Origin of the sequence: Bacillus sp. FSL K6-3154, from assembly GCF_040869395.1 — a bacterium.
GTDB lineage: Bacteria > Bacillota > Bacilli > Bacillales > Bacillaceae > Bacillus > Bacillus safensis.
Map to the genome: position 1 here is coordinate 2,683,670 of NZ_CP152033.1, position 12,519 is coordinate 2,696,188.

General features: G+C 40.0%; 11 protein-coding genes. 4 read left to right on the plus strand and 7 right to left on the minus strand.

What is annotated here, in order from left to right:
* The first annotated feature begins 242 nt into the window (after positions 1-242).
* Together MHH61_RS13785 and MHH61_RS13790 are read left to right on the plus strand one after the other, a co-directional pair.
* Positions 243-2,000: an ABC transporter ATP-binding protein gene (locus MHH61_RS13785; RefSeq protein ID WP_125587326.1), complete on the plus strand. Its 1,758-nt coding sequence runs from the start codon at positions 243-245 to the stop codon at positions 1,998-2,000.
* The gene (locus tag MHH61_RS13790; protein WP_125587325.1) at positions 1,997-4,012 is read left to right on the plus strand and encodes an ABC transporter ATP-binding protein; all 2,016 of its coding nucleotides are present in this window, start codon (positions 1,997-1,999) and stop codon (positions 4,010-4,012) included. Before MHH61_RS13785 ends, MHH61_RS13790 begins: the two co-directional genes overlap by 4 nt.
* 116 nt (positions 4,013-4,128) lie before the next feature.
* Here the strand turns inward: MHH61_RS13790 and MHH61_RS13795 are convergent, their stop codons facing one another.
* From MHH61_RS13795 to MHH61_RS13825, 7 genes are all read right to left on the minus strand, one after another.
* Positions 4,129-4,746 (minus strand): NAD(P)-dependent oxidoreductase, encoded by a 618-nt coding sequence (locus tag MHH61_RS13795; RefSeq protein ID WP_024425743.1) that lies wholly within the window; start codon positions 4,744-4,746, stop codon positions 4,129-4,131.
* Between the two features lie 285 nt (positions 4,747-5,031).
* On the minus strand, positions 5,032-5,235 hold the full coding sequence (locus MHH61_RS13800; RefSeq protein ID WP_024425744.1) for an alpha/beta-type small acid-soluble spore protein: 204 nt from the start codon (positions 5,233-5,235) through the stop codon (positions 5,032-5,034).
* Positions 5,236-5,471: 236 nt separating this feature from the next.
* Positions 5,472-6,578, minus strand: a complete 1,107-nt coding sequence (locus MHH61_RS13805; RefSeq protein ID WP_024425745.1) for an ABC transporter ATP-binding protein — start codon at positions 6,576-6,578, stop codon at positions 5,472-5,474.
* A 144-nt stretch (positions 6,579-6,722) separates the two neighbouring features.
* The gene (locus MHH61_RS13810; RefSeq protein ID WP_024426580.1) at positions 6,723-7,598 is read right to left on the minus strand and encodes a helix-turn-helix domain-containing protein; all 876 of its coding nucleotides are present in this window, start codon (positions 7,596-7,598) and stop codon (positions 6,723-6,725) included.
* A gap of 20 nt (positions 7,599-7,618) precedes the next feature.
* A complete protein-coding gene (locus tag MHH61_RS13815; protein WP_003211787.1) occupies positions 7,619-7,828 on the minus strand; it encodes a YheE family protein in 210 nt (69 codons plus the stop codon).
* A 152-nt stretch (positions 7,829-7,980) separates the two neighbouring features.
* Positions 7,981-9,339, minus strand: a complete 1,359-nt coding sequence (locus tag MHH61_RS13820; protein WP_125587324.1) for a YheC/YheD family protein — start codon at positions 9,337-9,339, stop codon at positions 7,981-7,983.
* Positions 9,296-10,408 carry a YheC/YheD family protein gene (locus tag MHH61_RS13825; protein WP_125587323.1) on the minus strand — a complete coding sequence of 371 codons (1,113 nt, stop codon included), beginning with the start codon at positions 10,406-10,408 and terminating at the stop codon, positions 9,296-9,298. The genes MHH61_RS13820 and MHH61_RS13825 overlap by 44 nt, the downstream gene beginning before the upstream one ends.
* Before the next feature lie 213 nt (positions 10,409-10,621).
* Between MHH61_RS13825 and MHH61_RS13830 the strand changes: the two genes are divergently transcribed.
* Together MHH61_RS13830 and MHH61_RS13835 are read left to right on the plus strand one after the other, a co-directional pair.
* A complete protein-coding gene (locus MHH61_RS13830) occupies positions 10,622-11,755 on the plus strand; it encodes a DUF445 domain-containing protein (protein WP_125587322.1) in 1,134 nt (377 codons plus the stop codon).
* Between the two features lie 121 nt (positions 11,756-11,876).
* Positions 11,877-12,233, plus strand: coding sequence for a YlbF family regulator (locus MHH61_RS13835; protein WP_024425750.1), 357 nt, complete (start codon positions 11,877-11,879; stop codon positions 12,231-12,233).
* Positions 12,234-12,519 lie beyond the last annotated feature (286 nt).

The window sequence follows — 12,519 nt, forward strand, 5'->3', positions numbered from 1 at the left end:
ATTTGTCAACATGCGCCTTTTTACATGACGAAAAGAGGCGTACCAGCCAGCTGGTGGCCTCTTTTTTTGTTGAATTCATTTCGCATTTCGAAATAAAGGGATGAAAAACAACAAGTAAATGAAGAGGAGTGAAAGCATGTGAACATGCCAAAATCAAGACAAATGACAAAAGCTCAAAAAACGAAACAAGGTGACTTGCAGGAAAATTTAGAAAGCGGCTAGCTTGAAAAGGAGAGACAAACATGTTTTCAGTATTTGCGAAATTAGGCTGGTTCTTTAAACAAGAGTGGAGGCGTTATACGATTGCTATTACGCTCCTGCTCATTGTGAATGTGCTTGAAATGCTGCCGCCAAGATACCTTGGCCAGGCAGTTGATGACATTCGTTCTGGTCAATTTACAACATCCAGTATTGTGTTTTATATGACCATTTTTTGCTTACTAGGTGTCGTCGTCTATACACTTACATATTTTTGGATGTATCAGTTATTTGGCGGCGCAAATGTCATGGAGCGTGTGATGCGTGGGAAACTGATGCGTCACTTGCTTAAGATGACGCCTACTTTTTATGAAAAGAAAAAAACGGGTAACTTAATGGCATTAGGTACAAACGACTTGAATGCTGTGGCCTTAACAACAGGCTTTGGCGTTCTGACCTTGGTTGATTCCACTGCTTATATGCTGATGATCTTCTTTACGATGGGGCTGACGATTAGCTGGAAATTAACCTTAATGGCGATTATTCCTATGCCGCTGATGGCGCTCTTGATTGCGTTTTATGGAAGCAAAATCCATGAGCGCTTTACAGTCGCTCAAGATGCATTTGGTGATATGAACGATCGCGTTCTTGAATCAGTGGCGGGTGTCCGGGTCATTCGGTCTTTTGTGCAGGAGAAACAAGATGTCGAACGCTTTCGAGAAATGACAGATGATGTATTTCAAAAAAATATGCGAGTGGCGATCATTGATTCTTTGTTTGAGCCGACAGTGAAATTACTTGTGGGGATCAGCTACTTAATCGGAATCGGCTACGGAGCCTATCTCGTGTTCCAAAGTGATTTAACCATTGGGGAGCTTGTTGCATTTAACGTCTATCTTGGCATGATGATCTGGCCAATGTTTGCGATCGGCGAATTGATTAATATTATGCAAAGAGGAAATGCGTCGTTAGACCGGTTAAATCATACACTCAGCTACAAGCCGGACGTAACAGATGCTGCTCAGCCGAAAACGTTACAAGAGCCTGGAGATATTGAGTTTGATCATGTGACATTCAGATATCCAACCTCATCTAAAGATAATCTCATTGATGTGTCCTTTACCGTTCGAAAAGGGCAGACAATTGGGATTACAGGCAAAACGGGAAGCGGCAAAACGACCATTGTCAAACAGCTTCTGCGCCAGTACCCGGCAGGTGATGGGCAAATATTGCTATCAGGTGTTCCGATCCAAGACATTGAATTAGATCAGTTATTTCAATGGATCGGATATGTACCGCAGGATCATATACTTTTCTCAAAAAGCGTGGAACAGAATATGCGCTTTGGTTATCGTGACGCGAAACAAGATGAGTTAGCACAAGCAATCAAAGATGCTTACTTTGAAAAGGATTTACGCCTTTTGCCAGAGGGTCTGGAAACCATGGTTGGGGAAAAAGGTGTGGCGCTGTCAGGCGGACAAAAACAGCGAATATCCATCGCACGTGCTTTATTAATTGATCCAGACATTTTAATTCTGGATGACTCATTGTCTGCGGTAGATGCAAAAACAGAAACCGCTATCCTAGAAAATCTAAGACAAAACCGTCATGGCAAAACGACGTTTATTACAACTCATCGCCTATCAGCTGTTGAACATGCCGATCTCATTCTTGTCATGGAAGAAGGACGCATTGTCCAAAAGGGCACCCACAACGAGCTCATCCAGCAGGATGGGTGGTACAAAGAACAATTTTTGCGTCAGCAGCTAACAAATCAGCTGGAAGGAGGGGATGAGGCATGACAACAGGAAGAAGACTCCTTGCCTACGCACTCCTATATAAGAAAGTATTGTCTGTTGCCTTAATCTTTCTAATGATTGCAGTTGGTGCTGAGCTGACAGGGCCGTTTATTGGGAAGAAAATGATTGATGATCATATTTTAGGTGTAGAAAAACCGTATGTCGAGGTCAATGAAAAGACAGACAAAACCGTTTATTACCAGGGAAATAACTATATACGAAGCGATCGATTAAATAATGAAATGGATTCTGGAAAGCAAATCAATGTAGTGCAAGTCGGGTTCGGTTACTATTTTGTGAATGAGCCGATTCGTTTTGATGGAAACAGAAAAATATCGGGAGATCAGCTTACCATTGATAATGGGAACGAGCGTGAAACCTATGAGGTAAAGCGTTTATCAAAAGAGGAGATTTTCGCTTTTTATCAGCCGGAAATCAGTGGTTTGGTGCAGCTTGTTCTATTTTATCTAGGACTGCTCATCGTTGCGATTTTCTTTCAGTATGGGCAGCATTATTTGCTCCAAAGGATTGCAAATCGAATTATTCAAAAAATGAGGGTAGACGTATTTGAGCACATCCAAACGCTGCCGATCCGATATTTTGATAATTTACCGGCTGGAAAAGTTGTCGCGAGGATTACCAATGATACGGAAACCATTCGTGATTTATATGTAACAGTCCTTGCAAATTTCGTGACGAGTGCTATTTACATGATCGGGATTTACATTGCCATGTTTTTATTAAATGTGAAGCTGGCACTCATCTGTTTGGTCGCTGTACCGATTATTTTCTTATGGTCGATGACTTATAGAAAGTTTGCATCAGTGTACAATCACCGCATTCGTTCGATCATCAGTGAAATCAATGCCAAACTAAATGAAGCCATTCAAGGGATGACAATCATTCAAGCCTTTCGTCATGAAAAAGCGACGCAAGAGGAATTTGATGAGCTGAACAACAATCACTTTCGATATCAGCGAAAGATGCTGCATTTAAATTCACTTCTTTCACATAACTTGGTTAACTTGCTGCGAAATTTAGCATATGTGGCACTCATTTGGTATTTTGGCGGTGCGTCGCTAAGTGCGACAGGCATTGTGTCCATTGGTGTGCTCTATGCGTTTGTCGATTATTTAAATCGATTGTTCCAGCCGATTACAGGCATTGTGAATCAGTTCTCTAGGTTGGAATTAGCAAGGGTTTCATCAGAAAGGGTTTTCCGATTATTAGATGAACCAGGAACAGAAGTGGAAGAACCTGTTCAGAAGAAGCTGGAGGGACACGTTCAGTTCAAAGATGTCACCTTTGCTTATAATGAAGGGAAAAATGTCTTAAAGAACATTACGTTTGAAGCGAAGAAAGGTCAAACGGTTGCACTTGTGGGGCATACTGGTTCTGGGAAAAGCTCGATCATGAACTTGCTGCTGCGTTTTTATGACGTTCAGCAAGGAGACATTCTCATAGATGGCGAAAGCATTTATGATCAGTCGCGCCAAACGCTCCGTAAACAAATGGGCATTGTGCTGCAAGACCCGTATTTATTTTCTGGAACGATTGCTTCCAATGTGAGCTTAGGGAATGAAGACATCAAAAGAGAAACGATTGAATCCTCATTAAAGCAAGTAGGTGCCGCAGAGTTATTGAAGCACCTGCCAGAAGGCTTTGATGAACCAGTCGTTGAAAAGGGAAGCACCCTTTCCTCAGGGGAACGTCAGTTGATTTCATTTGCGCGCGCATTGGCGTACGATCCAGCGATTTTAATTTTAGATGAAGCCACCGCGAACATTGATACAGAAACAGAAGCGATCATTCAGCGGGCGCTTGATGTAGTTAAAGAAGGACGAACGACTTTTGTGATCGCTCACCGATTATCCACTATTAAAAAAGCCGATATGATCTTGGTGTTAGAAAAAGGTGAAATCGTCGAGCGTGGCAGTCATGAACAACTCATGCAGCAAGAAGGGCTGTATGCACAAATGTATGAACTGCAAAAAGGTGCTGTTGCAAACAGCTGATGAATAGTAGAAAAAAGAGCCTCATTCAATTGGAAGAGGCTCTTTCCTTTGCATGAAAAAGTCGAGGGTTCTGTCCTCGACTTTTACTGGTTATATTGTTTGGACAGGCATCATCATCAATAAGCGATGCCGACGCGTTGATGTACAAACTCCTTCGAATTTAACTGCTGATATAAAAAGTGTGCGGTATCTTCAACTGAAATTTTCTTTCCATCTATAGGGAGAAAATCTTTCTCATAGCGATATGACCGTGTCACTTCTCCATCTGGTAAATAGGTTGGACAAATAATGGTCCAATCTAGATCAGTCGATTGAAGGATTTCAAACGCTTTCGCATGCTCTTTAGCTGCTCGGGAAGTGGTCCGTCTTGATTCATTTGTTTCAAAACGGTAGAGCTCCGGCTGCTGCCTTGCTTTTAAAATGCCTGCTGTACCAATTGTAATAATTCTTGATGTATTCGTTTGCTTCATGGCTTGTACGATATGCTCCATTGAAACAGATAATGTATCATCACCATCTGTTGATAGACAGCTCACAACAATATCTGCTCCTTTGATTGTCTCAAGCACATCTTCTCGATTTCTTGAATTGCCGGTGACTTGAAACATACCCGCAAGCATTTCTTCTCGGTTTGTCCGAATCAATGAACGAACCATGTAACGCTCATCTACTTGAACGAAACGAAGAAATGCTTGTCCTACACGTCCATGAGCACCGAAAAGAGCTATTTTCATCTGTTCGATCCCTCCACTACATACTATAAGTGAAAAGAACCCAAATTGGTACAACTTTTATGTGATGCTTTTTTTATAAAGATGAAAGGACCGAATACTATGAGCATATTCGCATAATAGAGAGATCCCTACAAATTGTAAAAGTTCAAAGTTCATACCAGAAAAAATGTCCATGAAGATCCGCTCCTTTCTACTACATGATATGAGCTGAAAGGAGTTTGGTGAGGGATAAAAACAAAAAAAGAAGACACCATAAGAGGTGCCTTCTATGATCCAGATATGAAATTAAGCTTTTGTTCCGCCAAGGTTTTGTTGAGCGAAAGACACAAGACGTTTTGTAATTTCTCCACCAACTGAACCGTTAGCACGAGATGTTGTTTCTGCTCCAAGATTTACACCAAATTCAGAAGCGATTTCGTATTTCATTTGATCGATCGCTTGCTCTGCTCCAGGAACTAGTAATTGGTTTGAACTATTAGAATTAGCCATGATGTGATTCTCCTTTTTGTATATGATTTGTTTTTTTGGTTGGGTTTGCTGGAATCGCACCAGCGAAATGATCAAGTCATTTGCCACTTGGCGAAACCCAATGAAGTAACTGCTTTGTACTAAGTATTATGGTTATTTCCGAAAAAAACATACGAAAAAAGAACATGGTAAATGTTGTGTTAACATACAAAAAACCATCACCCAATGATGAGTGATGGTGCTGCTTATATATCTTTTTATTCTGCTGAGCGAATGCGCAGCTCCGTATCCGAATCAAAGAAATGGGCTTTGTTCATATTAATCGCAAGAGGGATAGACTGTCCGGCTTGTACATCGGTACGAGAATCAACACGTGCAATAAACGATTGACCATCAATAGAAGAATAAAGCATCGTTTCTGCCCCCATTAATTCAGCTACTTCTACGTCAGCATGAATTTTTGTGCCTTCAGACGCCTCTATAAATACTGGTTCATCGTGAAAATCTTCTGGTCTGATGCCTAAAATGACATCCTTTCCAATATAGCCTTGGCTGCGTAATACTTTCATTTTTCCTTCTGGTACACGAATATGAGTTTTTCCAACCGCAATCGCACCGTCAGAGAGCTTTCCTGTAAAAAAGTTCATCGCAGGTGAGCCGATAAATCCACCTACAAACACATTCTCTGGGTTTTCATATACATCTTTCGGCGCTCCTACCTGCTGAATAAAACCATCTTTCATGACAACAAGGCGTGTTGCCATTGTCATGGCTTCAGTCTGATCATGTGTCACATAGATAAATGTTGTTTGCAGACGCTGATGAAGCTTAGAAATTTCAGCACGCATCTGAACACGGAGTTTTGCATCTAAATTAGAAAGCGGCTCATCCAAAAGGAAAACCTTTGCATCACGTACAATCGCTCTGCCAAGTGCAACACGCTGTCTTTGACCGCCAGACAGTGCTTTTGGTTTTCTGTCTAAATATTGCTCAAGCCCTAATATTTTAGCGGCATTTCGAACCCGCTCATCAATTTCTGCTTTTGGAAACTTCCGAAGCTTTAATCCAAAAGCCATATTATCGTATACATTCATATGAGGATATAATGCATAGTTTTGGAAAACCATTGCGATATCCCGGTCTTTCGGCGCTACATCATTCATCCGTTTTCCATCTAACAGAAAGTCTCCTTGTGATATTTCTTCTAGACCTGCAATCATGCGAAGGGTTGTTGATTTTCCGCAGCCTGATGGACCAACAAACACAATAAATTCTTTATCTTCTATATGTAGATTAAAGTTGTCTACTGCTGTTACCTTGTTATCGTATACTTTATAAATTTGATTGAGCATCATTTCAGCCATTAGATGTCAGCCTCCCCAGTCCCTCTGTTTTTGAAAGCGCTTTACTAGTAAATAAAGTGTATAAAATGAGGAAGAGTCTGTAAATGGACAACGTGCACAACATCCTATTTTCATTTTTGGGCAGGGTGCTCAAGTCTTCATTCTTTATGAAAGATCGAGTAGAGTCATCATCAAATAAGCAGCGGATGCTTCTGGAAAATGTCGTATATCTAGCCCAGTGCGCTCAATAAATTTATCAATTCGATATTGAAGACTGTTTCTGTGAACATATAACGCTTTTGCTGCCTTGGATGCGTTTAAATTACATTGCATATAGGTCATGAGAGTTCGGTAAACATCCCGGTCAAAGACCGCTTCTTTAAAAGCATCTGAAATAGCATGAGAGAGTGCGGATGCATCATAACAAATGAACGAAGGCAGGCATTGATAAAATGTGGCAGCCCCTGATCTAAGCTTTTCTCGCTGCATATGGTATAAAAATAGCTGTTGTTCATTTAATAACCTCATCTGTAAATGGTCATTTGGCAAATGCAGCTGTCCTTGTATAAAGACTGAGTCTGTTAAAAAATCACTTGTAATAGCCAGAGACAAATCATTTAACTGATCTAATTGACTGTTTTCTGATGTGGCATTTGGTTGAATCAGCATAGCTGTTTCAGGGCCTGTCCATATGAAATGAGTATGTTCGAGGCTGTTATTCACAGCCTCTTTTATTTGCTGTCTTTGTTCTTCTTGATGGATCATTTGAAAATAATAAACACGGACGGGATGTTGAACAGTTAGTGGTTTGTTTTCAAAAAGATAGCTGAACCATTTTTGTTCATCCTCGGTCTGCGCTTTTTGAAATAGATCAATTGGTGTAAGAAAAGAGTTGAGAAGAAGTGTTTCTCTTTCTGAAAGCTCCGATTTGTTTACTCCAAATATTTCACCTTCGTCTGTTTGATACCAAAGAATTTGTTTGTCATGAGTAGGTGTGCTGATGATATGGTCTCCGTAAACAAGTTTTAATTTTTCTAACATGGCGGGGCTCCTTAAACAGTTTAATCATAGACATGGAACAGCATTAATTCGTGGATTTCTTCTTTTAAAGTTGGTTCTACTTCATGGGGCGGAAGCTGAGAGCCCCATTCAATGTCACCTGTTTTGTGGTAGATGCCTTCATAGTGTGCACCATTGTGGAAAAAGGATATTTTCCAGCCTGGCAATTGTGCTTTCTTAAAAAGGGGTTTCCATTGAAAATGAGAAATCATATCATCATTGCCTCCTTGCTTTTATTGATGAAACAATAAACAAACACGACAACACGGAAACAACCTTGAACTTGATTTTATTGTATCTCATCTCATGAAAAGAGCATAGAAAAAGCATAGATTTAAGAGCACTGACATGTGACAAAAAAGCGTCAGTAGACGTTCGCGTGATCTGAAGTGGTGAGTGCCGTTTTTGAAAGGTAAGATGCGTAATCCATGATTCTTTTCCCAATCAGCCATTCTGATTTTTTCAAAGAGACATGCTGGAAAATCTCTCGGCCAGGGCGAGAATTGGCTTCGAACATCCAAATTGCACCTGTTTGATCAATGCCTAAGTCAAAACCGATTTCACCAATATGCCCGGTCATTTTTTTATCTATCACCTGGCTAAGCATGATGGCAGTATGAGAAAGCTGCTGTAAAATCTGCAAACGTTTCTTTTCTTCTGGAAAGACAGCATAAAGTGTTTTCACCGTTCCCCCGTGTAACTGGTGAGTCGTGATGGTATGATCTCCAGAAACCTTTGCTGCTGCTGCTGTGACTGTCCAATCACCTTCTTTATTTTTATTCGTATGAACTCTGAAATCCATCGGTTGATTGTCTATTTGAAGAAGCTCAATGCCTTGTTGTGCAATAAAATCATGAATTGCATGATCCTTTCGCAGCCTTTGAACAAACTGATCTATTGAATCATATGGAATAGAATTTCCGAAATTTGAGGATACAGTGATTCCGTCGTTTTCCTTTTTTAACTGATAAATCCCGTCTCCATGACTTCCGTTTGTCGGTTTTAAGTATATAACTTGATGCAGATGGAGAAGTGTTTCAATTTTACTTAGAGCGTCCACGGGATCTAATTGTACAGAATGTGGGAGAAAGGACCATGTTTTTTCATCTGTTAATAGCTGTTCATGAATCTCCCATTTATTAAAAAAGTAAGGATTGAACCAAGGGATATCATAGTCTTGGGTGAGTTTTCGCTTCGTTTCTTGAATGAGTGCCGACTGAGCAGCTTTTCTATTTGGAAGCCGGTCATAAATGACTGACGGAAGGGGAAGCTGTTTTTTAACCCATGAATCTTCGTGGTACAACAGTCCTTCTACAATTCCTTTTTCCCAATCAATAGAATGTGACCCAAAAAGATAGGCAAAACCAGGATGCTGCCTGAAAGAGTGCAGCAGTTTGATAAAAAATTCTGATCTCGTTCCTAATGGCTGTGTACTTTGCTCAAAACCTGCAGTGAAAATGCCCATCAACGGCCCTATAAAAAGTGTATGGTCAATGATGATCACATCAGCTTTTGATTGGTAAGGAATCAGTAAACCTCTGTATAAATCTTCAGATAATAAAATTTTATTTGGATGCTGATGATAGGAAATGTTGAAGCCATCTACTAAACGAGACCCTAGAGCAAGAGAATAGATGGCATCTTTCTGTTTATAATGGACGGGAAGATGAATTGTTTTTTCACTTGTGAGGTGTGGGGCGATGATGCAGTGCTTTCTGTTCATAAGAAACCTCCTTCGGTTGAGACTTTATCGATTGCGCATGTTCAAGAATGATACGAATCAATTCGTGTTCCTTCTCAGGATAAACTTTTAAAAAAGCGGACCGCCCTGGCTTTGATCTGATATTTGATATGAAAAGTCTGCCTTCACTTGAATGAAGTAAGTCTACTGCGAATTCAAAGCAAGGAGAGTAAGTTTTATCTATATAAGCTGGGATTGATGCCTGAATGGATGCCATATCATCTAAAAGGAGTTCCTTGATGTGTGGCTGCAATGTATTTAGATAGTGTTCAAAGCCTATCACAGGAGCTGATTTTTGTGTATGACTTAAAAGACTATTTTCTGCAGGTGATTTTGTGTGAATTCCCATGCGTTTCCATTGATTTTGTGAATCTTTCATAAGGAAAATCTTGATTTCATTGAATAAAATTTCTTTTTGATCATTCGTGTTGAAAAATTGAAGGAAATACCGGCCTGCATATTTTTTGCACCAGCGCTCCAGCTCTGACGTACGAGAAAATGTAATGGTTTGATTGGAACTTAGTTGAACAGTAAATGTTGATTTGCCATCAAAGGAAATGAAGTAAATAGATGCTGCATGCTGATGGGAGAGAGGCTGCATTCTACAATAACCGCCAGCCCCGTACTCCCTTACCATATTGATCAGGTCTGAGGGCTCTTTTAATAAAAAGCAGCCAGGTAAATATGGCTGTGAAGCAGAGAGGAGACGGAGCTGCTCAAATAGCACCATTTTATTTGAAATGCCGGTATTCAAAAAATCTGTTTTTGGATATTTTTTTAGCCATTCCATGATGGGTTTTGCTTTTTTAGATTGTGCGTCATGCCGGTAAAGACATCGGTCATAAATCAAGTCGGGAATCGGAAATTGTGCGTCGGCAAACCCTTGGCCATTCGTATATGTTTGGCCTTGTATCATATTTGAAGCCGGCTTTAAATCAAATGGTGTAAAACGAACAACCTCTAAACGATAAGAAGAGGCAGCTTTGGCGAGCTGCCGTGTGAATGCCTCTTCATACTGCGGAGAAAGGCTCGCAATACCTAATGTTGTCATTAAAAAACACCTTCTTTTCAACTTCTTTTTTTACCATCAAAAAACATTTTTTTATGATTTTACATAAAGCTTACGCTCCTTTATCATTACGACAGATCGCTTGATCATATGTCTCGCTGCATGCTTCATTTGCTTGGGAACTTGACAACAACTATAATACGTATAGATCAAAACAATAAACCTCGGGTGTTGTTTGAAAGGTAGATGACGACTTTGAATATATTCACAACGTTTATCTTTATGATTGTTATCGGCGCAGTCATAGGAGCAGCGACAAACCATCTTGCAATTAAAATGCTTTTCCGGCCTTATAAGCCATATTACTTATTCGGAAAACAGCTTCCATTTACACCAGGGCTTATCCCTAAAAGAAGAGACGAAGTAGCCAAGCAGGTTGGTGTCATGGTTATGGAGCATTTGCTCACGCCAGAAGGTATTCAAAAGCGATTTGAATCATCGGAGGCAAAGCAGGAGATCCTGCGTACAGTCCATCAATATATTGACAAAGGCGCAAATATGGAGATCACCGTATTCTCCCTGCTAGAAAAATTCGGCGTTTCACAGGCTGATGTCAAAGCAGATGAATGGCTCCATCAGTGGTCTGATCAGAAGCTCAAATCACTGCTTGAAACATATAACGAGCAAACTTTATCTGAATTGCTCCCGGTAGAAGTGGAAACCAAAATATCATCAAAAATTCCAGATGCAGCAGATTATATTTTAAAGAGAGGCATTCATTATTTTGAAAGTGATGAAGGCAAAGCCAGGCTTGGCAATATGATTGATGATTTCTTAAAAGAACGGGGAATGCTTGGCAGTATGGTCCAAATGTTTCTAGGGAATTCAAGCTTAATTGATCGTGTACATCCCGAAATCATCAAGTTTTTAAGAAACGCAGAAACAAAAAGATTTTTATCAGATTTACTTGTTCAAGAATGGGACAAGGTGAAGCTATTTTCTCTTCATGAGCTTGATGAAAAATGGAATGTGAAGGAACTTATTTTTAGTGTGAAAAATCAATTGCTTTCTCATTTCTCTACAAAGCTGATATTAGACAAACCAGTTGGAACATATGTCAGTGCTGTAGCGGATGACCTTAAAACACATTTTGCGCCAGTGTTGATTGATAAGGGGATCGAAGCGGCTTCAAATGCTTTAGAGAGTCTGCTTGCAAAGCTGCAATTTGAAGATATCATTCGTGAACAAATTGAACTTTTCCCGCTTGAAAAAATGGAAGAGCTTGTAGTCAGCATCTCTAATAAGGAGCTGAAGATGATAACATTTCTAGGCGGTCTTTTAGGCGGGATGATTGGTGCTATCCAGGCTGTTTTTGTGGCGCTATTCTAAGACAAGCTATAGAAATTTTAATGAATTCATTGTATATATGTGAAACGAAAGCCATAGTTTGTTATAGTGGAGTGGTGTCCGCCGATCATATCGGTGATAACGGATAGAAAGGAGACATAACATGTCTGTAAATCTTTATGATGTTGCATATGACCTTGAAAAAGCATTGCGTCATAGCGAAGAATATTCAACTTTAAGAAATCTTTATGATGAGGTAAACGCGGATGAGTCCTCTAAAAGAATGTTTGAGAACTTCCGTGACATTCAAGTAAACCTTCAACAAAAACAAATGACTGGTCAAGAGATCACACAAGAAGAAGTGGAGCAAGCTCAAAAAACAGTTGCTCTTGTTCAGCAGCACGACAAAATCTCTCAGTTGATGGAAGCAGAACAACGTGTGAGTGTTCTTATCGGTGAGTTAAATAAAATTATCATGAAGCCACTTGAAGAGCTTTATGGGAATCCAGAAGAAAACTAATGGAAAGGGCGATGTCATTCGCCCTTTTTTGTTTTATCTTTTCTCCTCTATATCTTTTAAAAAAAGGTTGTCGAAGCTCATAAATTCTGCGATAATACTTATATTGAAAGTGCTTTCAAAAAGGCACTCTCAAGGGACAATTGGGTGCGTTTCACTTGGGATTTATGGCGGTGAGCCAAACGAGAGAGAAGCGCTTCTGGGAGAAACGCAAAGCATCATAAGGGGATCTGATATAAGCAATGCTTTGGTGTGTAAATGATAAGGGGATCATGGGGAGCTTCATCAC